Raw genomic sequence first — 24,218 nt, 5'->3', positions numbered from 1 at the left:
ATGGTCAATATCGGAGTGGTCGGCGCGACGGGTCAGGTCGGTCAGGTGATGCGCACGCTGCTGGAGGAGCGGGACTTCCCGGCCACCAGCGTGCGGTTCTTCGCCTCCGCGCGCTCGCAGGGCAAGAAGCTGCCGTTCCGCGGCCAGGAGATCGAGGTCGAGGACGCCGAGACCGCCGATCCCTCCGGCATCGACATCGCACTGTTCTCCGCGGGCGCGACGATGTCACGGGTGCAGGCGCCGCGGTTCGCCGCCGCGGGCGCCGTGGTGATCGACAACTCCTCGGCGTGGCGCAAGGACCCCGAGGTGCCGCTGGTGGTCTCCGAGGTGAACTTCGAAAGAGATGTCGCGAACCGCACCGGGTCCCTTCCGCGGGGCATCATCGCCAACCCGAACTGCACCACCATGGCCGCCATGCCGGTACTCAAGCCGCTGCACGACGAGGCCGGGCTGGTGCGGATGATCGCCTCGACGTATCAGGCCGTCTCGGGCAGCGGGCTCGCCGGGGTGGACGAACTGTACGGCCAGGCAACAGCCGTCGTCTCCGGCAGCCGCGACCTCGTGCACGACGGCTCGGCGCTCGACTTCCCGGCGCCGAACAAGTACGTCGCGCCGATCGCGTTCAACGTGGTGCCGCTGGCCGGCTCCTATGTCGACGACGGATCCGGGGAGACCGACGAGGACCAGAAGCTGCGCAACGAGAGTCGCAAGATCCTCGGCATTCCCGACCTCCTGGTCAGCGGCACCTGCGTGCGGGTGCCGGTGTACACCGGCCACTCGCTGTCGATCAACGTCGAGTTCTCTCAACCACTCTCGGTGGAGCGGGCCAAGGAGATCCTCGCCGCGGCGCCCGGCGTCACACTGTCCGACGTGCCGACGCCACTGGCCGCCGCGGGGGCGGACGAGTCGCTCGTCGGCCGCATCCGGCAGGACCCGGGCGTGCCCGACGGCCGTGGGCTCGCGCTGTTCGTCTCCGGTGACAACCTGCGAAAAGGTGCGGCGCTGAACACCATTCAAATCGCCGAGTTGCTGGCCGCTCGGTTGTGACCCGGCGGGCTGTCGGGGCGCTGCTCGGCGCCCTGATGCTGCTGCCCGCGGCGCCGTCCGCGCTGGCCGAACCGCCTTCGCCCGCACCGGGCCCGGTGCTGCCGCCGCTGGTGCCCGGACAGGTGCTCCGCCTCGGGCCGACCGCCGGAACCGGCACCGCGACAAGCGACTACGGTATCGGCGCGACCGACCTGTGCGAGTTCATGGAGTTCCCCAGCGGGATCCTGCAGGTGTGCGGCGACAGCTTCGCCGGCCAGGGCGTGGGGTACGGCGGGTGGTACTCGCCGATCGCATTGCACGTCGACGCGGAGTCCGTCGGCGATCCGAACGGCGTGCGCTATGACGGGGTGTCCGGAGTCGACACCCCGCTGCTCGCCGACCCGACGCCGCCGGGGTCGTCGCAGTTGCCCGCCGGGGTGGTGCAGGTCAACCGGGAGAACTGGATGATGATCACCACCACCCGCGATCTGCGGCCGCAGTCGTCGAGACTGGTGAAAGCGTCTGCTGCCGAAGGGGAGTGGCCGACGATCGAGGGGTCGGTGCGGGAGGCCGGCCACGACGGCGGCAGGCAGTCACAGATCAGCGGCTACTACGACCCGATCCCCACGGCGGATTCGCCCGGCGGGTGGGTGTACATCGTGGCCAACAACTTCGACCGCACCGCACCGGTGGTGCTCTACCGCGCGAAGCCCGACACCTTCACCGACCGGTCGACCTGGGAGGGCTGGTCGGGCCTGCCCGGTCCGGACGGCGGCTGGGGCAAGCCGGCCACGCCGCTGTGGGGCGACCGGGTGGGGGAGATGAGCGTGCGCCAGATCGACGGCAAGACGGTGCTGTCGTACTTCAACGCGGGCAACGGCAACATGGAGGTCCGGGTGGCCGACGCCCCGACGGGCCTGGGCACGGCGCCGGTCACGACCGTGGTGGTGGCCACCGACTGGCCGGAGTGGCCCGAACCCGTGGATCGGCTGCCACCGCCGGAGGTCAATCGGCTGGCCCAACCGTACGGCGGTTACATTTCGCCGGGCTCCACGCTCGACGAGGTGCGGGTGTTCGTCAGCCAGTGGAACACCATGCCGCGCGGCGGGACGCCGTACCGGGTGATCCAGTTCGCGGTGAACCCGTTCAAGCCCTGGTGATTCCGGGCTGCACCAAGTCGAGCAGTACCTCCGCGAGGGCCTGCGGGCGGGACAGGAACGGCGAATGGCTGCCGGGGAGCTCGACGACGTCGGCGCCGAGCCGATCGCGTGCCACCCGTCTAGACCATTCGGGGTTGATCATCTGGTCGTCGGTGCAGACGATGTACGTGCAGCCGATCGCTGGGAGTTCGGCCAGCGGAAAGGTCTGCGCCATCGGGTGATCGGCCTGCGGTCGAAGCCGGCCGATCGCGGCGGTCGCGGTGTTGTCGTCACAGTCTGCGAGGAGGTGCCTGCGGGCCACCTCGAGATCGACCCATACCTGCCGATCGTGTTCGTCGACGGTCAGCCCCTGAATGAAGCCGAGGTTCCACATGTCCGGCTCGTCGGTCGCCTGGTCCATCACGCTGCTGCCGATCCTCGGGACGACCGAGCAGAGATAGACCAGATGCCGGATCGGCCGTCGGGCCGCGACCAACGGAATCGTGTGGCCGCCCAGGGAATGCCCGACCAGCACCACGTCGTCGCCGCTGCCTTCGAGGGCAGCGCACACGACATCGGCATAGGTGTCCAGACTCGCGGACGCGTCGTCGCACGGGAGGTCCATCGTGACGACCGTGTGCCCATGGCGCTCCAGCACGGGAGCGAGCGACTCCCAGCACCATGCGCCGTGCCAGCCGCCGTGGACCAGGGCAAAGGTCGCCATGGCGTGAGACTACGAGCCGGTGTACACGCTCACAGCGGATTCATAGCTGATTCTGGATCAGCGCTTCACCACCGCTTGCAGGCTGTGAGTCATGACCGAAACACCTTCATCCTCCGAACCGGCATCCTCCGGACCGGCAACGCGTCCCGTCGTCACCGAATCGACCGCGCCGGTGATCGCGCGCGAACCGCGGCGCGGCAGCCGCGTCACCACCGCCGCCGCCTGGGTCGGCATCGTCGCAGGCGTCGTGTTCATCGTCGCGGTGGTCTTCTTCTCCGGCTTCATCCTCGGCAAGGCCTCCGACGGCGGCGGCCACCGCGGCGGGCCCGGCCACGGTGACCGCGTGATGATGCACCACGGCGGACCGCCGCCGATGATGGGCCCCGGCGGTCCGGAGCGGGGCGGCCCCCCCTTCGGTCCCGGCGGTCCCGGCTTCGGGCCGCAGCGGCCGGCTGCCCCCGATGCGCCGACGACCACCGCCCCGGCTCGGCCGTGACGCACCTAATCTTGACTCGATCCAGATTGAGGGCATACTCGATGGTGTGACCGCGATCCACGACGCCGACTCCCGCGCCCTGCTGCGGGCTGCCGGCATGCGCGTCACGGCCCCGCGGATCGCGGTGCTCGACGCGCTGGTCGCCACACCGCACTCGACCGCCGACGAGGTCGCCGGAGAGGTCCGGCGCCGGCTCGGCTCGGTGTCCACCCAGGCCGTGTACGACGTGCTGCGGGCGTGCACCGAAGCCGGGCTGGTGCGCCGGCTCGAGCCGGCCGGCCCCTCGGCCCGCTACGAGACCCGCACCGGCGACAACCATCACCACCTGGTCTGCCGGTCGTGTGGACGCATCGCCGACGTGGAGTGCGTGGTCGGCGCGGCACCCTGCCTCGTGCCCGCCGACACCGACGGCTTCGTCGTCGACCGTGCCGAGGTCGTGTTCTGGGGCGTGTGCGCCGACTGCCGCGACGCCGGACCGGCCGACATGTCCGCCTAGACGTTTCTCTGCAGCCCTTCGAGACGCCCCGTCGCCCCCGCGCCGGGGCGTCTCGTCGTTTCGTGCATCCATGATCACGGTTTCGGGTACACCCCGAAGGTGACGCGCCCGCGCGTCCGCGGTCCAGCCCCCACGGCCGCCTGTTCCCCGAGGAGATGAACGACCACGATGACCGCCACCGAGAACAACTTCACCACCAACGACGCCGGCAACCCGGTGCCCAGTGACGAGTACTCGCTGTCCGTCGGACCCGACGGCCCGATCCTGCTGCAGGACCACTACCTGATCGAGCAGATGGCGAACTTCAACCGGGAGCGCATCCCGGAGCGGCAGCCCCACGCCAAGGGCGGCGGCGCATTCGGCGTTTTCGAGGTGACCAACGACGTGAGCCGGTTCACCAAGGCGGCGGTGTTCCAGCCCGGCGCGAAGACGGAGATGGTCGCGAGGTTCTCCACCGTCGCGGGGGAGCGGGGCAGCCCCGACACCTGGCGCGACCCGCGCGGATTCGCGCTGAAGTTCTACACCTCCGAGGGCAACTTCGACATGGTGGGCAACAACACCCCGGTGTTCTTCGTGCGCGACCCGATGAAGTTCCAGAACTTCATCCGCAGCCAGAAGCGGATGCAGGCCAACAACCTGCGCGACCACCACATGCAGTGGGACTTCTGGACGCTCGTGCCCGAGTCGGCACACCAGGTGACGTGGCTGATGGGTGACCGCGGCATCCCCAAGACGTGGCGGCACATGAACGGCTACTCCAGCCACACCTACAGCTGGGTCAACGCCGACGACGAGATGTTCTGGGTGAAGTACCACTTCAAGACTGATCAGGGCGTCGATTTCCTGACCCAGGAGGACGCTGACCGGCTCGCTGGCGAGGACGCCGACTACCACCAGCGCGACCTCTACGACTCGATCGAGGAGGGCGACTTCCCGAGCTGGACGCTGAAGATGCAGATCATGCCGTTCGAGGACGCCAAGACTTATCGCATCAACCCGTTCGACCTGACCAAGGTGTGGCCGCACAGCGACTACCCGCTGATCGACGTCGGCCGGATGACGCTGAACCGCAACGTCACCGACTACCACGCCCAGATCGAGCAGGCGGCCTTCGAGCCGAACAACATCGTGCCCGGCACCGGCCTGTCCCCGGACAAGATGCTGCTGGCCCGCGGGTTCTCCTACGCCGACGCGCACCGTCACCGCCTCGGGGTGAACTACAAGCAGATCCCGGTGAACGAGCCGAAGGTCGAGGTGCGCAGCTACTCCAAGGACGGTGCGATGCGGATGCGTCTCACCAGTGACCCGGTGTACGTGCCGAACTCGATGGGCGGCGCGCACGCCGACCCGGCCCGCGGCACCGAGGCGCACTGGATGTCCGACGGCGACATGGTCCGGGCGGCCTACACGCTGCGCGCCGAGGACGACGACTGGAGCCAGGCCGGCACCATGGTCCGCGAGGTGCTCGACGACGACCAGCGGGACCGGCTGGCGCACAACATCATCGGGCATGTGACCGACGGCGTGCGGGAACCGGTGCTGTCGCGGGTGTTCGAGTACTGGCGCAACGTCGACGCCGAACTCGGCAAGAATGTCGAGGAGGGCGTGCGGTCGAAGCTCGAGGGCAACGGCGGCTGACCGTCGGCGCCTTGCCCTGCGCGGCCGGGCTGGCATGATCGAGCCATGAGCATCGACGTCAAGTACACGGCGGAGTCCACGGCGAGCGGCGGCGGCCGCGACGGTCACGTCAAGTCCGCCGACGGCAAGATCGACCTGGACACCCGCCCGCCGAAGGAGCTGGGTGGCAGCGGCGAGGGCGTCAACCCCGAACTGCTGTTCTCGGCCGGCTACGCCGCCTGCTTCCTCGGCGCGCTGCGCCTGGTGGCGAAGAACGAGAAGGTCCAGATCGACGATGCCAGCGGCATCACCGCGCAGATCGGTTTCGGTTCCGACTCCGAGGGCGGGTTCGGCCTGACCGCCCATCTGATCGGCTACCTGCCCGGCCTCGAGCAGAGCACCGCCGACGACCTGATGCAGAAGGCGCACGGGGTGTGCCCGTACTCGAAGGCCACCCGCGGCAACATCGACGTCAAGCTGTCGGCGAAGGTCTAGCCGTGCGCGCGATCGTCGGGGCCGTGCTGGGCGCCGGGCTGGCGCTGATCGCGTCGGCGCCCCCGGCGACGGCGCGGCCGTCGGACCCCGGCGTGGTGTCCTACGCGGTGCTGGCCAAGGGTTCGGTGGGCAACATCGTCGGCGGCCCGATGCGGTGGGAATCGGTGTTCACCGATCCGGTGCAGACCTTCTCCGTCGACAACCCGGCGTGCAACAACTGGGCCGACGTCGGGTTGCCCGAGGTCTATGGCGATCCCGACCTGGCCTCGTTCAACGGGGCGGTCGCCCAGACGTCGGCCACCGACGCCACCCACCTGGTCAAGCAGGCGGTCGGTGTCTACGCCAACCCCGACGCCGCCGACCGGGCGTTCCACCGCGTCACCGACCGCACGGCGGGGTGTGCAGGCCAGACCACGGCGATGCACCTGAACAATGGGACCACCCAGGTGTGGACGTTCAGCGGCGGCCCCGCCACCGCGACCGACGCCGACTGGGTCAAGCAGGAGGCCGGGACGGACCGGCGGTGCTTCACCACCACCCGCAAGCGGGAGAACGTTCTGCTCCAGGCGAAAGTCTGTCAGTCCGGCAACGGTGGTCCCGCCGTCAACGTGCTGGCCGGCGCCATGCAGAACACGCTCGGGCAATAGTCTGCCGCGCCTGTCATCAAGCTGTCACGGTGAATTGGCGCGACTTTGTCGGTCCTCTCTGGAAGATATAGGGGGTAGCGGCGATCAGCCGGTCGCCGCGCACGCCCGCCAGCGGTCCAGCCCGGGCCCGAAGGGATGGTTGAGATGACTATGCCCATCAGGTCCGCCGTGCGCCCGGACGAACCCGCCGTGGGATTCGCCTCCGCGGCCGACGCGGCCCGCCACATCACCGCCACCTGTCTGCAGGACGGGCCGGTCGGCAAGGTCGGGCTCGAGATCGAGGCACACTGCTTCGACCGCGCCGACCCGATGCGCCGCCCGGGGTGGGACGAGATCACCGACGTCATCGCGCAGGTGCCCGCGCTGCCCGGCGGCGGCGCCATCACCGTCGAACCCGGCGGGGCGGTCGAGATCTCCGGACCGCCGACCGACGGGCCACTACCCGCGATCGCCGCGATGGCGGCCGACCGCGCGGTGCTGACCGAGGCGTTCGCCGAAGCCGGCCTGGCCCTGGTGCTGCTCGGCGCCGACCCACTGCGGCCGCCGCAGCGCGTCAACCCCGGCGCCCGCTACCGCGCGATGGAGGAGTTCTTCGCCGCCAGCGGCACCGCCGATGCCGGCGCGGCGATGATGACGTCCACCGCCTCGGTGCAGGTGAACCTCGACGCCGGGCCGCACGCCGGCTGGGCCGACCGGGTCCGTCTCGCCCACGCGCTCGGCCCGACGATGGTCGCCATCACCGCCAACTCACCTCTGCTCGGCGGCGAGTTCACCGGATGGCAGTCCGCCCGCCAGCGCGTCTGGAGCCGGCTCGACGCGGCCCGCTGCGGGCCCGTGCTCAGCGCCGACGGCGACGACGATCCGGCGGGCGAGTGGGCGCGCTACGCGCTACGTGCCCCGGTCATGCTGGTGCACAACCCGCCCGACATGCAGGCGCTGCCGGTCACCAACTGGGTGCCGTTCGCCGACTGGGCCGACGGGCTGGCGGTGCTCGGCGGCCGCCGGCCCACCGAGGCCGACCTCGACTACCACCTGACCACGCTGTTCCCGCCGGTCCGGCCGCGGCGCTGGCTGGAGATCCGCTACCTGGACAGCGTGCCGGACGCGCTGTGGCCCGCCGTGGTGTTCGCGATGACGACGCTGCTCGACGACCCGGCCGCTGCCGACGCCGCCGCAGAGGCCACCGAACCCGTCGCGACGGCATGGGACCGGGCCGCGCAGGTCGGTCTCGAGGACCGCAGGTTGCACGCCGCCGCCCTGCGCTGCGTCGAGATCGCCGCCGAACGCACGCCCGACGAGCTGGCGGAATCGATGGCGCTGCTGCTGCGTTCGGTCGAAGAGGGCCGCAGTCCGGCCGACGACTTCTCCGACCGGGTGGTGGAGTGGGGCGTGGGACCCGCGGTGCACCGACTCGTGAAAGGTGAGTCTTGACCTCACGACAGGCGCTGGCGGACGGGATGGCCCGGGCGCGGGAGCGCACGCTGCGGCTGGTCGACCTCGACGACGCCGAACTGCGCAGGCAGTACGACCCGTTGATGAGCCCACTGCTGTGGGACCTCGCGCACATCGGCTGGCAGGAGGAACTGTGGCTGCTGCGTGACGCGAACCCCGACCGGCCGGGCATGCTCGCGCCGGACGTCGAACGGCTCTACGACGCCTTCCTGCAGCCGCGGGCCGCACGCGTCGAGCTGCCACTGTTGCCGCCGGCGGACGCCCGCACCTTCTGTGCGACCGTGCGCGACAAATCACTCGACGCACTTGACCGGCTGCCCGCCGATGCGGGTGACGGCGCCGACCCCGCGTTCGCGTTCGGCCTGGTGGTCAGCCACGAGAACCAGCACAACGAGACGATGCTGCAGGCGCTCAACCTGCGGTCCGGGCCGCCGCTGCTCGAGCCGGGCGCCGCGCTGCCCACCGGCCGGTCCGGCATCGCAGGCACGTCGGTCGAGGTGCCCGGCGGCACCTTCGTGCTCGGCGTCGACGCCGTCACCGAACCCCTGTCGCTCGACAACGAACGCGGCGCCCACGAGGTGGACGTGCCGGCGTTCCGGATCGGGCGGGTGCCGGTCACCAACGGCGAATGGCGCGAGTTCATCGCCGACGGCGGATATGACACCCGCCAGTGGTGGTCGGACCGCGGCTGGGCGCACCGGCAGGACGCCGGCCTCGTCGCCCCGCAGTTCTGGAACGCCGACGGCACCCGCACCCGGTTCGGCCACGTGGAGCACATCCCCGACGACGAACCGGTGCAGCACGTCACCTACTTCGAGGCGCAGGCCTACGCGGCGTGGGCGGGTGCCCGGTTGCCCACCGAGATCGAATGGGAGAAGGCCTGCGCGTGGGATCCCGCCACCGGCAGCCGCCGCCGCTTCCCGTGGGGCGCATCGGAACCCACACCGTTCCTGGCCAACCTGGGCGGGGATGCGCTGCGGCCCGCGCCGGTGGGCTCCTACCCGGCGGGCGCGTCGGCCTACGGCGCCGAGCAGATGCTGGGCGACGTCTGGGAGTGGACGTCCTCGCCGCTGCGGCCCTGGCCGGGGTTCACGCCGATGCTCTACGAGCAGTACTCGGCGCCGTTCTTCGACGGTGATTACAAGGTGCTCCGCGGCGGGGCGTGGGCAGTGGCGCCCGACATCCTGCGGCCGAGCTTCCGCAACTGGGACCACCCGATCCGGCGGCAGATCTTCGCCGGCGTGCGGCTGGCCTGGGACATCTGATGTGCCGGCACCTCGGGTGGCTGGGCGAACCGGCTTCGGTGGCGTCGCTGGTCTGCGACCCGCCGTCGGGACTGCTCGTGCAGTCCTACGCGCCGCGCCGCCAGAAGCACGGGCTGATGAACGCCGACGGCTGGGGCGTCGGCTTCCACGACGATGAAGGGGTCGTCAGGCGCTGGCGCAGCGCCGCGCCGCTGTGGGGTGACGCGTCGTTCGCCTCGGTCGCCCCGGCGCTGCGCAGCCGATGCGTGGTCGCCGCCGTCCGGTCCGCCAGTATCGGCATGCCGATCGAACCGTCCGCGTCGGCGCCGTTCACCGACGGGCAGTGGCTGCTGTCCCACAACGGACTGGTCGACCGGGCGGTGCTGCCGCTGTCCGCGCGGGCCGAGTCGACCGTCGACAGCGCGCTGCTGGCGGCGCTGATCTTCGCGAGCGGCATGGACAACCTCGGTGAGACCGTCGCCGCGGTCGGCGCCGACGATCCCGCCGCCCGGCTGAACATCCTGGCCGGCAACGGAACCGAGCTCGTCGCCACCACCTGGGGCGACACCCTGTCGGTGCTGCGGCGCGCCGACGGCGTGGTGCTGGCCAGCGAGCCCTACGACGACGACCCGCAATGGCAGGAGATCCCGGACCGGCACCTGGTCCGGGTGGATGGCGCGCACGTAGAGGTGACCGCGCTGAAAGGAACGGCATGACCTTCACGCTGGCGACCTACCTCGCCGCCGACTCGGCCGCAACCGCACTGCGCCGCGACGTGCTCGCCGGGCTGACTGCGACACCGAAGTCGTTGCCGCCCAAGTGGTTCTACGACTCCGTCGGCAGTGAGCTGTTCGACGAGATCACGCGGCTGCCGGAGTACTACCCCACCCGCACCGAAGCGGGGATCCTGCGCGAGCGGGCCGCCGCGATCGTCGCGGCGTCCGGAGCCGACACGCTCGTCGAACTGGGCAGCGGCACCTCGGAGAAGACCCGCATGCTGCTGGATGCGATGCGCGAGAACGGATCGCTGCGTCGCTTCATCCCGTTCGACGTTGACGCGAGCATCCTGCGGTCGGCGGGAGCGGCCATCGAACAGGAGTACCCGGGCGTCGAGATCGACGCGGTGTGCGGCGATTTCGAGGAACACCTCGGCAAGATCCCGCGGGTGGGGCGTCGGCTGGTGGCGTTCCTCGGCTCCACCATCGGCAACCTCACCGCAGGCCCACGGGCCGATTTCCTCGCCGCGCTCGCCGACACCCTGCAGCCGGGTGACAGCCTTCTGCTGGGCACCGACCTGGTCAAGGATGTCGACCGGCTGGTGCGTGCGTACGACGACACCGCAGGAGTCACGGCGAGGTTCAACCGCAACGTGCTCGCGGTGGTCAACCGGGAACTGGACGCCGACTTCGACCAGTCGGCGTTCGAGCACGTGGCGCGCTGGAACGCCGGCGAGGAGCGCATCGAGATGTGGCTGCGCGCAACGGGTCCGCAGCGCGTGCGGATCGGTGCGCTGGACCGCACCGTCGACTTCGCCGACGGCGAGGAGATGCTCACCGAGGTGTCCTGCAAGTTCCGGCCCGACGGCGTCGCCGCCGAACTCGCCGCCGCCGGACTGCAGCGGACCCACTGGTGGACCGATCCCGCCGGTGACTTCGGCCTGTCGCTGTCCACCCGATGACAGCGCCCACCCTCGCCGAACGGTGGCGTTCGGCCAGACCGGCCGTCGCGGGTCTGCACCTGGATTCCGGTGCCTGTTCCCGGCAGAGCCTGGCCGCCATCGACGCCGCCGCCCGGCACGCCGTCCACGAGGCCGAGGTCGGCGGCTACGTCGCCCTCGAGGCGGCGGCGCCGGTGCTCGACGCCGCCCGCGCGGCCGTCGCGGCGCTGACCGGGTTGGACGCCTCGCACGTCGTGTTCACCTCCGGGTCGAACATCGGGCTCGACCTGCTGCTGGGCAGCTGGACCGCTCCGCGCACGGTGGCCTGCCTGCCCGGCGAGTACGGCCCGAACCTGGCGATCATGGCGGGCAACGACTTCCAGGTGCGCGCACTGCCCGCCGACGGCGCGGGCCGGCTCGACGTCGACGCCGCCGAACGCGCGCTGGCCGACGATCCGCCGGCCCTGGTGCACCTGACGCCGTTGGGCAGCCACCGCGGGCTGGCCCAGCCGCTGACCGAGATGACCGAGGTGTGCCGCACGCTGGGCATCCCCCTGGTGGTCGACGCCGCGCAGGCGCTGGGCCATCTCGACTGCGCGGTCGCGCCCGACGCGATCTACTCGTCGTCGCGCAAATGGCTGGCCGGTCCGCGCGGGGTCGGGGTGCTGGCGCTGCGGCCGGCCTTCGCGCAGCGGCTGCGGCCGCGGCTGCCACCCGCCGAGTGGGGGCTGCCGATGAGTGTGGTCGACAAGCTCGGGCAGGGCGAGTCCAACGCCGCCGCCCGCGTCGGTTTCGCGGTCGCGGTCGGCGAGCACCTGGCGCTCGACCCGGCGCAGATTCGGCAGGAACTGGCCGCGATCGGCCGACTCACCCGGGCCGCACTGGCCGACGTGCCGGGCTGGCGGGTGGTCGAACCCGCCGACGAACCCAGCGCGATCACCACGCTGGAACCGCTCGACGGCGCCGACCCCGAGCGGGTGCGGTCCTGGCTGATCGCGAACCGCGGCATGGTGACCACCTTCGCCGGCGCGGCGCGGGCGCCCTTCGAGATGACCGCGCCGGTGCTGCGGCTCTCACCCCACGTCGACACCGTCGCCGACGACCTGGCGCTCTTCGCGGCCGCACTCGCCGACGCGACGAAGCAGGCCTCCTAGCCCTTGTGGGCCGTGAGCAGATATGCGGGGAGTTTGATGCGGCCCTTGTCGTCGGTGTCGTGTGCCGACATGTCGGGCGCGTCGGGGCCCAGGAACGGGTTGGCGTGGATGAACGCCGGCCGCACGTCGTCGACCTCCCAGTGCGCCGACACCGCCGCCCGCAGTTCGTCCTCGTCGACCGCGTTCGGCTTCATCTCGGCCTCGGCCGGGAACGCGCTCTCGGCGAACACCAGCACGTAGAAGCGCGCGCCCGGCGCGGCGGCGCGGTGCACCGAACGCAGATAGCCGTCGCGGCCGTCGACGGGCAGGGAGTGGAACAGGGTGCTGTCGACCACGGTGTTGAACCGGCCGTCGTAGCCCTTGAACGCCGTGATGTCGGCCTGGGCGAAACTCGCGGTGGCCAGACCGCGCAGCTGGGCGGCCTGGTTCGCCGCGGCGATCGCGGTGGGACTCAGGTCGATGCCGACCACCGTGTAACCGTCGGCCGCCAGGGCCAGGGACAGTTCGGCGTGGCCGCAGCCGGCGTCGAGCACGTCGCTGCGGAACGCGCCCGCCCGGTGCAGCGCCGCCAGCTCGGGCTGCGGTTCTCCGATGTTCCACGGCGGCGGGCCCTCGAATCCGCCCTGCCCCCGGTACGCGTTGTCCCAGTCCATCACTTCAGCAGACATGCGAACCAACCTAGTCGGGCCCGTCCCACGTGTGCACAGGCTCGTTGCTGTGCATCCGCTGGCAGTACAGGCGCAGCATCTCGGCCAGCGCCGCAGGCCGGGCGAGACCGCGTTCCTGCAGCGCACGCACCGTTTCGGTCTGCCACACCGCGCCGTTGCGGCCGGTCTTGGCACGCCCTTCGACCACGCCGAGGTAGCGGTCACGCACCTCCGCGGCCACCCCCCACCGGCGCAGTCCCTCCTCGGCCATCGGCAGCAGCTGGCGCAGCACCAGCTCGTCGGGCGTCACCTCGCCCAGCCCCGGCCAGTACAGCCGTGCGTCCATGCCGTGCTGCGCGGCCTCGGAGAAGTTGTGGTGCGCCGCGGCGAAGCTCATCTTCGTCCACACCGGCCGGTCCTCCTCGGACAACGTGCGCAGCATGCCGTAGTAGAAGGCCGAATTGGCCATCATGTCGAGCACCGTCGGCCCCGCGGGCAGCACCCGGTTCTCCACGCGCAGATGCGGCTTGGCGTCGGCGCCGCTCCCGACGATGTCGTACACCGGCCGGTTCCACCGGTACACGGTGCCGTTGTGCAGCCGCAGCTCCGAGAGCTTCGGGGTGCGGCCTGCGGCCAGTTCGGCCACCGGGTCCTCGTCGGACAGGTCGGGCAGCAGCGACGGGAAGTACCGGACGTTCTCCTCGAACAGATCGAAGATCGACGTGATCCACCGCTCGCCGAACCACACCCGGGGCCGCACGCCCTGGGCCTTCAACTCGTCGGGCCGGGTGTCGGTGGCCTGGGTGAACAGCTCGATGCGGGTCTCGGCCCACAGCTCGTGGCCGAAGAAGTACGGCGAGTTGGCGCCGAGGGCCAGCTGCGGGCCCGCCAGCACCTGGGCGGCGTTCCAGTTGTCGGCGAAGTCGGCGGGGGAGACCTGCAGGTGCAGCTGCATGCTGGTGCACGCCGACTCCGGCGCGATGTTCGGGGTCTGAAGGCTGAGCCGTTCGGGCCCGGTGATGTCGATCGAGATGTCCTCGCCGCGCGCGGTGAAGATCGAGTCGTTGAGCGCCTGGTAGCGCGTCGACTCGCTCATCCAGTCCCCGGAGAAGAGATGCTCGGGCATCAGGGTGGGCAGGATGCCGATCATCACGATGTGCGAGCCGCTCGAGGCGGCCTTGCCCTCGGCGGCGTTGAGGCTGGCCCGGACGTCGGCCTCCAGGTCGAGGCCCGCCCGCCCGGGCAGCGGCCGGGGCGGCACGTTGAACTCGATGTTGTAGGCGCCGAGTTCGGTCTGGTAGGCCGGGTCGGCGATGGACGCGAGCACCTCGGTGTTGCTCATCGCCGGCTGGTAGTCGCCGTCGACCAGGTTGCACTCGATCTCCATGCCGGTCAGTGGGCGCTCGAACTCGAAGCTGGACTGCGAGAGCATCGTCTCGAACACGTCGAGGCAGAGCTGGACCTTGCGCCGGTACTCGCGGCGATGCTCGCGGCTGAACTCGGTCCGCTTCAGTTCTTCGCCCACACCGCCGATGCTAGTGACGCCGGCGTAGGGAAACCGCGGATCGCGACGCGGTTGACCCATGGCGAGCCGGGTAGCCGCGCGCCATGGACATCACCGTGACCTTCCTCGGCAACGCGACCACGCTGATCACGGCCGACGGCATCACCCTGCTGACCGACCCGAACTTCCTGCACCGCGGCCAGCGCGCCTACCTGGGCTACGGCCTGGTGTCCAAGCGACTGCACGATCCCGCACTCGACGTCGACCGGCTGCCGGCGCTGGACGCGGTGGTGCTCTCACACATGCACGGGGACCACTGGGACCGCGTCGCCCAGGCCCGGCTCGACAAGAAGCTGCCCGTGTTGACCACCCCGCACGCGGCGAAGCGGCTGCACCACCGCGGCTTCGCGCATGCCGTCGGACTGCGCACCTGGCAGCGGCACACCCTGACGAAGGGCGAGAGCACCGTCGCGGTGACCGCGCTGCCCGGGCGGCACGCCCCGACCCCGATCGACCGGTTCCTGCCGCCGGTGATGGGCTCGATGCTGGAGTTCTCCCGGGCCGGCGGCGCGACGCGGCGGCTGTACGTCTCCGGCGACACGCTGCTGGTCGAGGAGCTCGGCGAGATACCGCGCCGGTACCCGTCGATCGACGCCGGGCTGCTGCACCTCGGCGGCACCCGGCTGCCGTTCGGCCGCCACCTGCCCATCGGCCTGACGGTCACCATGGACGGTGAGCAGGGTGCGGGCCTTACCGAACTGCTTGACCTGCCGAAGGTGATCCCGGTGCACTTCAACGACTACGGCGTCTTCGCCTCGCCGCTTTCGGACTTCCACAAGGCGATGGCGCAGCGCGGGCTGGCCGAGCGGGTGGTCGAAGTCGGCCGCGGCGAATCGGTGACGGTCTGATCGACGCGGCTACAGCTCGCTCAGCGGGGTCGGCTTCAGCAGTAGCGTCGCGACGACGCTGATCACCGCGGTGGTCACCAGGTAGGCGCACGCCAGCCACGGTGTGCCGCCCGCCGCGGCAATCAGCGCGGTGAGGATCAGCGGCGTCAGCCCGGAGGCGTACACCCCGGACAGCTGATAGACCGTCGACAGCCCGGTGTAGCGGATCCGGGCGGGGAACAGCGACGCGTAGAGCGTGCCCTGGGCGCCGTAGAACCACGCGTGGATCACACCGAACACGATCAGCAGCGCGACCGTGAACGCGGTGACCGTGCCGGTGCCGAAGAGTGCGAACGCCGGGAACACCGCGACCGCGTAGGCCGCGATGCCGCTCGCATAGACCAGCCGGGGGCCGTAGCGGTCGGCCAGCAGGCCGGACACCGGCAGCAGCGCCGCCATCAGCAGCGCCGACGCGGTCACGGCGAACAGCACCGGAACCTTCTCCAGGTGCAGCGTGCCGGTGGCATAGGAGATGGCGAACACGCCCCAGGTGTTGAATGCGGCGCCCTCGCCCCACCGGCTGAGCAGCCCGAGAACCGTCGGGCGCAGCGACGGTGACCGGAAGACCTCCTTGACGGGCACGGCCGAGCGGTCGCCGTCGGCGCGGACCTTCTCGAAGGCTGGCGTCTCGGCGGCCTTCAACCGCACCACGATCCCGAAGATCACCAGCACGATGCTGACGAGGAAGGCGATGCGCCAGCCGTAGGACTCGAACGCGTCCTCGGGTAGAGCGATCTGCAGCAGCGCGAACACCCCGGTGCCCAACGCGAGGCCGAGCGCGAGACCGACCTGCGGCACGCTGCCCGAGAAGCCGCGCCGCCGCGGCGCGCTGTGCTCGACGGCGAGCAGCACGGCACCGGCCCATTCGCCGCCGAGCGCGAAGCCCTGGACGATGCGCAGGAGCAGCAGCAGGATCGGCGCCAGCACGCCGATCTGTGCGGCGGTGGGCAGCAGCCCCATCAGTGCGGTGGCGCCGCCCATCAGCACCATCGTCAGCGCCAGCGTGCGTTTGCGGCCGATCCGGTCGCCGACGTGGCCGAACACGACACCGCCGATCGGCCGGACCACGAAGCCGACCGCGAACGTCGCGAAGGACAGCAGCGTCCCGACGAGTGAACTCTGGTCCGGGAAGAACGCCTGGTTGAAGATCAGGCTGGCGGCGGTCGCGTAGAGGAAGAAGTCGTACCACTCGATGGTCGTCCCCACCAGGCTGGCCAGCAGGGCCGTGCGCGCGGTGGCCGGGTCGGGGGCCGGCGCCTCGGCGGACGGCGTGTCGGTGACGCTCACGCTGCGCTATGAGACCCGACGGCGGAAGGCCCGACAAGGGTTGCGCGCGTGACGATCAGAAGTCGCGGGAGCGGGCCGCGACCACCAGTGCGCGCAGGGCGGCGGCGTCGACGGAGCCGGGGTCGACCGGTTCGCCGATGCGCACCTGCATCGCTGTGCGGTGGAATCCGCCGTTCTTGGGCAGCACGTCGCGGGTGCCCAGCAGCGCGACGGGCACCAGGGGCACCCCGCAGTCCCTGGCGAGATGGATGGCGCCGGAGCGGAACTCGCCGACCGACCCGTCCCTGCTGCGGGTGCCCTCGGGGTAGACGACGACGGTGCGGCCGCTGGCGAGCGCGGGCCGCGCGGCCGCGAGCAGCTCGGAGTAGGTGCTGCCGGTGGTGCGGCGCACCGGCAGCCCCCCGGCCAGGGCGGTGATCAGCACCCGCCGCACCGGATCGTCGAACCAGTAGTCCGACGCCGCGGCGAACACCGGCTGCGCCGACGCGGGCAGGGCCGCCATCAGGGCGGCGGTGTCGGCGTGCGAGCCGTGGTTGGCCACCACCACGCAGCCGCCGGGGCGGCGCCAGCGACCCACCACCGTCAGGCCGCCCGACAGCCGGCAGGCCGTTCGCCACAGCCGGTGGCGCAGCAGGCAGGCGATGCGGATCGCGAGCGCCATCAGGCCGCCAGTTCCCGGCGGGCCGCCCGCAGCCGCCCGCTCGCCGTGAGCACCGACCCGGCGACGATGAGCACGCAGATGTGCGGGATGGCCTGCGGCAGTGCGGTGGCGACGACCACGGCGAGGCAGCGCTCGGTCTTGCCGAAGGGGCCGCCGTTGCGCCGGGTGGCACCGGCGCCCGCGCCCGCCAGGGCGGCGAAGGTGGGCTGGGTCGCCGCGAGCGCCGCCGTCAACACCCATGCGACGGGTGTGCCGTGCTCACCCGCCCACACCGCGAGGCCGGCGAACATCAGCACATCGGAGGCGCGGTCGCCGAGTTCGTTGACGACGAAGCCCCACGGCGTGCCGATGCCGCGGGCGCGGGCGACCGCCCCGTCCAGGTTCGCGCCCGCCAGCCGCACCGCGAGGAACGCCAGCGCGGCCAGCCAGCACCCGTTCGCGACGGCCACCGCCGCGCACGCCGCGGCGCCGACGCCTGCGGCCGTGTAGATGTCGGGCGAGATACGGTGCACCACAGCGTGTTCCACGACACGATGCAGTCGCCGGGTGTACCACGGCTTGAGTGCGTAGAGGCTCTGCACACCGCTCATCGTCGCGTGGCGGACGAGGTGTCCGACACCGTAGTTCTACCTGGATCGCGCTCAGGCGGTGCGGCGCGCCACCACCACCTGCGGGCTCAGCAGGCCGCTGCGCAGGTCGAGTTCGATGGCCGGGTCCGCGTGCGCGGCCAGCGCGCGCAGCGCCGACGGACTGTAGGTGCGCAACGAGCTGATCACCCCGTCGTGGACGAACGGCACGAACGGCGCCAGCGGCAGCATGGTCGCCAGCCGCAGCAGGTGCAGCGGGGCCGGAGGTCGCGGCAGGTCGATGACGAGCAGCGCGTCGGCGGCCCTGGTGCCCTCGGCGAGCACCCGTGCGGCCGCCACCGGCGGCAGGTGGTGGAAAGACAGCACGAACACGGCGAGGTCGAACGCGCGGTCCGGCGCGTCGATCGCGGTGGCGTCCATCTCGCGGACGGTGACGCGCGGGTCGGCGCCGAGGTCGCCGGCGGCGATGGCGGCGACCGAGTCCGGGTCAACGTCGGTGACGGTGAGCTGCGCGGTCGGATGCTGCTGGAGGATCTCGCGCGACAGGCCGCCGTGTCCGGCGCCGAGTTCGAGCACCTTCGGGTCCGGAACGTCGGCGAGTTCGGCAAGGGCGATGCCCGCGAACCTCTGGTGGTTGCCGAAGAACTCCCCGGTGCGGTCCAGGGCCCGGATCACGCTGCGCTTGGTCCGGTCGTCGACGTCGTCGCGGTCCAGGTACTCGAGGCGGTCGGTCTGCAGCAGCCGGTCGAGACACGACGCGTCCGGCCCGCCGCGCGGCATGCTCCCGATACCCTTCGCTCGCCCGCCCACAGCGGCCATCATGGCATGCTGAACCGGCGCGCAGGTCCAACGCACGGAGGTGGTCATGAGGGTCTTCGTCAGTTGCGCGCCGGCCGACCGCGCTCTCGCCGAGCAGGTCAGCCGCGAACTGTCCCGCGCCGGCCACAGCGTCTGGTTCGACGGCGACATCAGCGGAACCGAGCAGTGGTGGCGGCGTTGCATCGACGGGGTCCGCGACGCCGACGTGTTCCTCACCGTCTGGACGAACAACCTGGCGGCGGCCAGACCCGCGACGGCGCTGCTCCAGCATGCCGGCGCCCTCGGCAGACCCGTGCTGGCCGTGCGGTCCGGCCAGGTCGACCGGCCTGATCTCGGGCCGACCGTCACGATCCTCGAGTTCGGTGACGGCGCCCTGGGTCCGACGGTGCAGGCGATGGCTCAGCAGACCGGCCCGTGGCCGAACACCCAGGCTCCGCCGCCGCCGTGGCCGTTCGCCTACCTGTACTCGTTGCGCGAATTCGTCGCAGCGCCGGTGCTGCCCGCGCACGATCAGCAGCAACTGCTCGCCCGGCTGCGGGCAGCGTCGGATGAGGACGGGCAGTACCCCGCCGTCCGCGACGAGGTGACGGCGGTGGCCGCCGGGTTGCGCAACCGCCCCGACCTCGATCCGGCGCTGCGGCCGCAGCTGGACGCGCTGGCGCCGCCCGAGCAGGTTGCGCCGCAACAGTACTGGTCGCCAGCTCCGCAACCCCCGACGCAGTACTATGCCCCGCAGGGCTTCGCGCCCCAGGGCCATCCGGGCTATCCGGGCTATCCGGGCTATGCGCCGCAGGGCTTTCCGGGATATCCACCGCCGCCGACGCGGTCGACGAGCGGGCGGACGCTCGCCGTCATCGGCGCGGTCGCCGTCGCGGTGATCATCGCGCTGGTGGCCGGCATCGTCCTGCTGACCCGGTCCGACGACGGGCCCGCCGGCTCCTCCGATGCCTCCGGTTCGGGCACCTCCGCGCCGGACACCGACGATCCGGCCGTCCAACTGCTCGCCGACGGCATCTCCGTCGGCAGCCGGGTGGCGCCGGTGACCATCGACGTCTTCAACGACGCACTGTGCCCGGCCTGCGGCCGATTCATCAGCCTCTACGGCGATGACCTCCGAAGCGCCGTGCTGGACAACGAGATCCAGGTGCACTACCACGTGGTCGCGATCCTCGACGACTACTCCGCCAGCGGCGACTACTCGTCCAGGGCGGCCGCCGCCGTGTACTGCGTCGCCCAGGACGGCGACGTCGACACCTTCGAGAACTTCTACTCGGCGCTGTTCGACCCGGTCTTCCAGCCCGAGGAGGGCGGCACCAGCGACCACACTGACGACGACCTCGCCGATCTGGCCACCGAATCGGGAGCGCCGGCCTCTGCGGCCGAGTGCATCACGTCGGGGACCGACGCCAGCGCGGCGGCCCGGCGCACCGCCGCGGCACTGACCACCTTCGAGGGCCTCGGCGGCGAGGGCGTGCCCTCGGTGTACGACGACGGTGTCGAGGTCGACATCCAGCCCGGCTGGGTGGAGGAGCTCACCCGGTAGCCTCAGCCCGCATCACATCACCGAAGGAGTTGCGAGATGGCCGATTTCGTCGCCGCGATCGACCAGGGCACCACCAGCACCCGCTGCATGATCTTCGACCACGACGGCGCCGAGGTGGGCAGGCACCAACTCGAGCACGAGCAGATCATGCCGAAGGCCGGCTGGGTGGAGCACAACCCCGTCGAGATCTGGGAGCGCACCGCGTCGGTCATCATGTCGGCGCTCAACCGCACCGACCTGTCGGCCACCGACCTGGCCGGGCTGGGCATCACCAATCAGCGTGAGACGGCGCTGGTGTGGAACAGGCGGACCGGCAGGCCCTACTACAACGCGATCGTCTGGCAGGACACCCGCACCGACCGCATCGCCTCCGCACTGGACCGCGACGAGCGCGGCGACGTCATCCGGCGCAAGGCGGGACTGCCCCCTGCCACGTACTTCTCGGCGGGCAAGGTGCAGTGGATCCTCGACAACGTCGACGGGGTGCGCGACGCCGCGGAGAAGGGTGACGCCCTGTTCGGCACGGCCGACAGCTGGGTGGTGTGGAACCTCACCGGCGGGCCGCGCGGCGGCGTGCACGTCACCGACGTCACCAACGCCAGCCGCACCATGCTGATGGACCTCGAGACCCTGGACTGGGACGACGAGTTGTTGTCGTTCTTCGGGATTCCGCGTCAGATGCTGCCCGAGATCAAGCCGTCGTCGTACCCGCAGGCGTACGGCACGACGCTGGCCAACGGGCCGCTCGGTGGCGAGGTGGCGCTCACCGGCATCCTCGGCGACCAGCAGGCGGCCATGGTCGGGCAGGTGTGTCTGGACGCGGGTGAGGCCAAGAACACCTACGGCACAGGCAATTTCCTGCTGCTCAACACCGGGGAGAAGATCGTCCGGTCGGAGAACGGGCTGCTGACGACGGTCTGTTACCAGTTCGGGGACGCGAAACCGGTGTACGCGCTGGAGGGTTCGATCGCCGTCACCGGCTCGGCCGTGCAGTGGCTGCGCGACCAGCTGGGCATCATCAGCGGCGCCGCGCAGAGCGAGTCGCTGGCCCGGCAGGTCGACGACAACGGCGGCGTGTACTTCGTGCCGGCGTTCTCGGGGTTGTTCGCGCCGTACTGGCGGTCCGACGCCAGGGGCGCGATCGTCGGGCTGTCGCGGTACAACACCAACGCCCACGTCGCGCGGGCCACACTCGAGGCGATCTGCTACCAGAGCCGCGACGTCGTCGACGCGATGGAGGCCGACTCGGGCGTCCACATGGAGGTGCTCAAGGTCGACGGCGGCATCACCGCCAATGACCTGTGCATGCAGATCCAGGCCGACGTCCTCGGCGTCGACGTCGTCAAACCCGTCGTCGCCGAGACGACCGCGCTCGGCGCCGCGTACGCCGCCGGGCTGGCCACCGGGTTCTGGGAGAACGCCGACGACCTGCGCGCCAACTGGCAGGAGGGCAGGCGGTGGACGCCGGACTGGAGCGACGAGCAGCGCCAGGAGGGGTACGCGGGCTGGCAGAAGGCGGTGCAACGCACCCTCGACTGGGTCGACGTCGAGTGATCCCGCTACGGGGCGAAGCCGGCGGGCAGCTCGATGTCGTCGACGGCGAGGTTCTCCTCGAGGTGGGCGACCGACGACGTCCCGGGGATCAGCAGCACGTTCGGCGCCACCGCCAGCGTCCACGCCAGCGCGACCTGTGCCGGGCTGCGGCCGAGGTCGGCGGCGGCCTGCTTCACGGCGGGATTGCCCAGCACCGGATTGTCGGCGGAGAAGCCCGAGCCCAGCGGGAAGAACGGCACGAAGGCGATGTCGCGCTCGACGCACAGGTCGAGCACCGGCTGTGAGGTCCGGTCGACCAGGTTGTAGGCGTTCTGGACGGTGACGATCTCGGTGCGCTCGAGGGCGAACCGCAGGTGGTCCACCGAGATGCTGGACAGGCCGATGCCGCCGATCAGCCCCTCGTCGCGGGCGGCGATCATCGCGTCGAGCTGGCGGCCGAACAGCTCGGGGTCGACGTCGCCCACCGCGTTGGGATCGCCGGAGTGGATGCGCAGGTTGACCGCGGCCAGCTGGTCGGTGCCCAGCGTGCGGAGGTTCTCTTCGATGTCGGCGCGCAGTTCGTCGGGCTGCTGCGCGGCGGTCCAGTTGCCCTGGTCGTCGCGGCGGGCGCCGACCTTGCTGACCAGCACCAGGTTGTCCGGATACGGGTGCAGCGCCTCGCGGATGAGCTCGTTGGCCACATTCGGGCCGTAGAACTGCGCGGTGTCGATGTGGTCGACGCCGAGTTCCACCGCGCGGCGCAGCACCGCGATGGCGGCGTCGTGGTCTCGGGGCGGGCCGAAGACGCCGGGGCCGGGCAGCTGCATGGCGCCGAAGCCGACGCGGTGCACGGGGTGAGAGCCGATATGGAAGGTCGTCATGTCAGGTACTGACGCTATCCCGGCGCGATTTCATCCGCCGGACCCGTGATCCGGACGAGTTGCTTGCCGAAGTTCTGCCCCGTGAACAGGCGTCGCAGGGCGTCAGGAGCGTTCTCCAGTCCCTCCACCACGTCGATGTGGTCGTTGATCTTGCCCTCGCCTGCCCATCCGGCGAGCTCGCCGACGGCCTCGCCCACCCGGCCGAAGTAGTCGAAGATCAGGAATCCGCGCATGGTGCCCCGCTGCAGCACGAGGTTCGTGAGATTGCGGATGCCGTCTTGTGCGCCGGGATCGCTGTAGCCGGCGACGGCGCCGCACAGCGCGATACGCGCGCCCGAGGCGAGATTCGCCAGCACCGCGTCGAGCACCTGGCCACCGACGTTGTCGAAGAACACGTCGACGCCGCCGGGGCAGGCGGCACGAAGGCGGGCGGGGAAGTCGTCGGCCTTGTAGTCGACGGCCTCGTCGACACCGACCTCATCGCGCAGCCATGCGCACTTGCGGTCGCCGCCGGCGATGCCGATCACGCGACAGCCCTTGAGCTTGGCGATCTGACAGACGATCGCCCCGACCGCGCCTGCGGCGGCGGAGACGACCACGGTGTCTCCGGCTTCGGGGTTGCCCACGTCGAGCAGGCCGAAATATGCGGTGAGCCCCGTGATACCGAACAGCGACAACGCGGTTGCGGGGTCGACACCGGGTGGGAGCTTGAGGGGCGCGACGAGGCCGCCGAATGCCGACCCGTCGCTGACGGCGAAGTCCTGCCAGCCGAACGCCCCCGAGACCAGATCGCCCACGCTGAACGACGGGTGCTTCGACTCCACGACGACACCGACGGACGCGGACGCCATCACCTCACCCAGCGGAATGCGGGGGATGTAGGTGTCGATCGACATCCAGCTTCGCTGGGCGGCGTCGCAGCTGAGCCACTGGTTCCGAATGAGAAATTCGCCGTCGCCGATCGACGGCACAGGCTCTTCACGCCACTCGAAGTGTTCGCGGCCGACGACGCCCCTCGGACGCTCGGCGAGTACCCAGCGCCGATTGATGTCCGGCATGTTCGCCACCTCTCGATCGGTGTGTGACCACCGATCTCACCGCACGCGACACGATTTCGGCGCGGTTTTATCCGCTGAGCGAACGAAACCGCGCCGAAGTCACGAAATCAGTCGGTTTCGCCGAGGATGCCGTAGATCTCCCGGCGGGCGTTGTTGACGATGTCGACGATGCGCGGCTGCTGCTCGGGCGTCGCCGCGTGAGCGGACTGGGCGATCGCACCCATCAGCTGGCCGACCGCACTGCGCAGGTTCATCGCGCCGGGGTCGGCGTCTGCGGTGATGTCGTCCCACGGCGCCGTCTCGATCTTGTCGGCGGCGGTACGGCCGTCGTCGGTCAGGTCGAAGAGCTTCTTGCTGCCGTCGGACTCGGTGGCGATCAGCAGGCCCTCGTCGACGAGCAGCTGCAGGGTCGGATACACCGAGCCGGGGCTGGGCTTCCACAGGTCCTGGCTGCGGGCGGCGATCTCCTGGATCATCTCGTAGCCGTGCATCGGCCGCTCGGTGAGCAGCTTGAGGATCGCGGCACGCACGTCGCCGCGCCTGCCGCGGCCGCCGCCTCGCGGGCCGCCGCGGCGTCCGCCGGGACCGAAGCCGGACCGAAGCC

At 70.9% G+C, this 24,218-nt stretch carries 25 protein-coding genes; 15 read left to right on the top strand and 10 right to left on the bottom strand.

The genetic code is table 11. The features are described from left to right. Together H7I41_RS02540 and H7I41_RS02535 are read left to right on the top strand one after the other, a co-directional pair. Window positions 1–1,047: an aspartate-semialdehyde dehydrogenase gene (locus tag H7I41_RS02540; protein WP_264010987.1), complete on the top strand. Its 1,047-nt coding sequence runs from the start codon at window positions 1–3 to the stop codon at window positions 1,045–1,047. Window positions 1,048–1,082: 35 nt separating this feature from the next. Continuing rightward, the gene (locus H7I41_RS02535) at window positions 1,083–2,186 is read left to right on the top strand and encodes a DUF4185 domain-containing protein (protein WP_264011017.1); all 1,104 of its coding nucleotides are present in this window, start codon (window positions 1,083–1,085) and stop codon (window positions 2,184–2,186) included. Here the strand turns inward: H7I41_RS02535 and H7I41_RS02530 are convergent. Then, complete coding sequence (locus tag H7I41_RS02530) at window positions 2,173–2,889, bottom strand: alpha/beta fold hydrolase (protein WP_264010986.1); 717 nt, start codon at window positions 2,887–2,889, stop codon at window positions 2,173–2,175. The two genes, H7I41_RS02535 and H7I41_RS02530, sit on opposite strands and share 14 nt — an antisense overlap. Before the next feature lie 91 nt (window positions 2,890–2,980). Here H7I41_RS02530 and H7I41_RS02525 point away from each other — a divergent pair, with 91 nt between their 5' ends. The 10 genes from H7I41_RS02525 to egtE all read left to right on the top strand — a co-directional run bounded on the left by H7I41_RS02525 (window position 2,981) and on the right by egtE (window position 12,147). Next, on the top strand, window positions 2,981–3,385 hold the full coding sequence (locus H7I41_RS02525; RefSeq protein WP_264010985.1) for a hypothetical protein: 405 nt from the start codon (window positions 2,981–2,983) through the stop codon (window positions 3,383–3,385). A gap of 97 nt (window positions 3,386–3,482) precedes the next feature. Beyond that, the gene (locus tag H7I41_RS02520; RefSeq protein ID WP_276008203.1) at window positions 3,483–3,881 is read left to right on the top strand and encodes a Fur family transcriptional regulator; all 399 of its coding nucleotides are present in this window, start codon (window positions 3,483–3,485) and stop codon (window positions 3,879–3,881) included. Between the two features lie 168 nt (window positions 3,882–4,049). Continuing rightward, the gene (locus tag H7I41_RS02515) at window positions 4,050–5,519 is read left to right on the top strand and encodes a catalase (RefSeq protein WP_264010983.1); all 1,470 of its coding nucleotides are present in this window, start codon (window positions 4,050–4,052) and stop codon (window positions 5,517–5,519) included. Between the two features lie 45 nt (window positions 5,520–5,564). Then, complete coding sequence (locus H7I41_RS02510) at window positions 5,565–5,993, top strand: organic hydroperoxide resistance protein (protein WP_264010982.1); 429 nt, start codon at window positions 5,565–5,567, stop codon at window positions 5,991–5,993. 2 nt (window positions 5,994–5,995) lie between these two features. After that, complete coding sequence (locus H7I41_RS02505) at window positions 5,996–6,640, top strand: sensor domain-containing protein (RefSeq protein WP_308214574.1); 645 nt, start codon at window positions 5,996–5,998, stop codon at window positions 6,638–6,640. Window positions 6,641–6,784: 144 nt separating this feature from the next. Next, entirely contained in the window at window positions 6,785–8,071 is a 1,287-nt protein-coding gene (gene egtA / locus H7I41_RS02500) for an ergothioneine biosynthesis glutamate--cysteine ligase EgtA (RefSeq protein ID WP_264010981.1), read from the top strand. A 26-nt stretch (window positions 8,072–8,097) separates the two neighbouring features. Continuing rightward, the gene (gene egtB, locus H7I41_RS02495) at window positions 8,098–9,357 is read left to right on the top strand and encodes an ergothioneine biosynthesis protein EgtB (protein ID WP_372503649.1); all 1,260 of its coding nucleotides are present in this window, start codon (window positions 8,098–8,100) and stop codon (window positions 9,355–9,357) included. Then, a complete protein-coding gene (gene egtC / locus H7I41_RS02490) occupies window positions 9,357–10,052 on the top strand; it encodes an ergothioneine biosynthesis protein EgtC (RefSeq protein ID WP_264010979.1) in 696 nt (231 codons plus the stop codon). The genes egtB and egtC overlap by 1 nt, the downstream gene beginning before the upstream one ends. Beyond that, complete coding sequence (egtD, locus tag H7I41_RS02485; RefSeq protein ID WP_264010978.1) at window positions 10,049–11,014, top strand: L-histidine N(alpha)-methyltransferase; 966 nt, start codon at window positions 10,049–10,051, stop codon at window positions 11,012–11,014. Before egtC ends, egtD begins: the two co-directional genes overlap by 4 nt. Beyond that, complete coding sequence (gene egtE, locus H7I41_RS02480) at window positions 11,011–12,147, top strand: ergothioneine biosynthesis PLP-dependent enzyme EgtE (RefSeq protein ID WP_264010977.1); 1,137 nt, start codon at window positions 11,011–11,013, stop codon at window positions 12,145–12,147. Before egtD ends, egtE begins: the two co-directional genes overlap by 4 nt. Here the strand turns inward: egtE and H7I41_RS02475 are convergent. Both H7I41_RS02475 and H7I41_RS02470 read right to left on the bottom strand, forming a co-directional pair. After that, the gene (locus H7I41_RS02475; RefSeq protein ID WP_264010976.1) at window positions 12,144–12,815 is read right to left on the bottom strand and encodes a class I SAM-dependent methyltransferase; all 672 of its coding nucleotides are present in this window, start codon (window positions 12,813–12,815) and stop codon (window positions 12,144–12,146) included. The genes egtE and H7I41_RS02475 overlap by 4 nt on opposite strands. Before the next feature lie 10 nt (window positions 12,816–12,825). Then, window positions 12,826–14,319, bottom strand: coding sequence for a glutamate-cysteine ligase family protein (locus tag H7I41_RS02470; RefSeq protein ID WP_264010975.1), 1,494 nt, complete (start codon window positions 14,317–14,319; stop codon window positions 12,826–12,828). 83 nt (window positions 14,320–14,402) lie between these two features. Between H7I41_RS02470 and H7I41_RS02465 the strand changes: the two genes are divergently transcribed. Next, window positions 14,403–15,206, top strand: a complete 804-nt coding sequence (locus H7I41_RS02465) for an MBL fold metallo-hydrolase (RefSeq protein ID WP_264010974.1) — start codon at window positions 14,403–14,405, stop codon at window positions 15,204–15,206. 9 nt (window positions 15,207–15,215) lie between these two features. Here the strand turns inward: H7I41_RS02465 and H7I41_RS02460 are convergent, their stop codons facing one another. The 4 genes from H7I41_RS02460 to H7I41_RS02445 are packed head-to-tail and all read right to left on the bottom strand — an operon-like array spanning window position 15,216 to window position 18,599. After that, a complete protein-coding gene (locus H7I41_RS02460; protein WP_264010973.1) occupies window positions 15,216–16,532 on the bottom strand; it encodes an MFS transporter in 1,317 nt (438 codons plus the stop codon). Between the two features lie 55 nt (window positions 16,533–16,587). Continuing rightward, window positions 16,588–17,193: a lysophospholipid acyltransferase family protein gene (locus H7I41_RS02455; protein WP_264010972.1), complete on the bottom strand. Its 606-nt coding sequence runs from the start codon at window positions 17,191–17,193 to the stop codon at window positions 16,588–16,590. Next, window positions 17,193–17,774, bottom strand: a complete 582-nt coding sequence (locus H7I41_RS02450) for a CDP-alcohol phosphatidyltransferase family protein (RefSeq protein WP_264010971.1) — start codon at window positions 17,772–17,774, stop codon at window positions 17,193–17,195. Before H7I41_RS02450 ends, H7I41_RS02455 begins: the two co-directional genes overlap by 1 nt. A 60-nt stretch (window positions 17,775–17,834) precedes the next feature. Next, window positions 17,835–18,599 (bottom strand): class I SAM-dependent methyltransferase, encoded by a 765-nt coding sequence (locus H7I41_RS02445; protein WP_264011015.1) that lies wholly within the window; start codon window positions 18,597–18,599, stop codon window positions 17,835–17,837. 46 nt (window positions 18,600–18,645) lie between these two features. Between H7I41_RS02445 and H7I41_RS02440 the strand changes: the two genes are divergently transcribed. Both H7I41_RS02440 and glpK read left to right on the top strand, forming a co-directional pair. Then, window positions 18,646–20,142, top strand: a complete 1,497-nt coding sequence (locus H7I41_RS02440; RefSeq protein ID WP_264010970.1) for a TIR domain-containing protein — start codon at window positions 18,646–18,648, stop codon at window positions 20,140–20,142. A gap of 36 nt (window positions 20,143–20,178) precedes the next feature. Beyond that, complete coding sequence (gene glpK / locus H7I41_RS02435) at window positions 20,179–21,696, top strand: glycerol kinase GlpK (RefSeq protein WP_264010969.1); 1,518 nt, start codon at window positions 20,179–20,181, stop codon at window positions 21,694–21,696. A gap of 5 nt (window positions 21,697–21,701) precedes the next feature. Here the strand turns inward: glpK and H7I41_RS02430 are convergent, their stop codons facing one another. From H7I41_RS02430 to H7I41_RS02420, 3 genes are all read right to left on the bottom strand, one after another. Further along, entirely contained in the window at window positions 21,702–22,556 is an 855-nt protein-coding gene (locus tag H7I41_RS02430) for an oxidoreductase (protein ID WP_264010968.1), read from the bottom strand. Between the two features lie 14 nt (window positions 22,557–22,570). Then, window positions 22,571–23,614 (bottom strand): NADP-dependent oxidoreductase, encoded by a 1,044-nt coding sequence (locus tag H7I41_RS02425; RefSeq protein WP_264010967.1) that lies wholly within the window; start codon window positions 23,612–23,614, stop codon window positions 22,571–22,573. A gap of 107 nt (window positions 23,615–23,721) precedes the next feature. Beyond that, window positions 23,722–24,218 (bottom strand): PadR family transcriptional regulator (locus H7I41_RS02420; protein WP_264010966.1); only part of this gene is annotated, 497 nt, incomplete at its 5' end.

Origin of the sequence: [Mycobacterium] manitobense, from assembly GCF_025821665.1 — a bacterium.
GTDB lineage: Bacteria > Actinomycetota > Actinomycetes > Mycobacteriales > Mycobacteriaceae > Mycobacterium > Mycobacterium arseniciresistens.
This window is presented reverse-complemented; position numbering and strand designations above follow the sequence as displayed.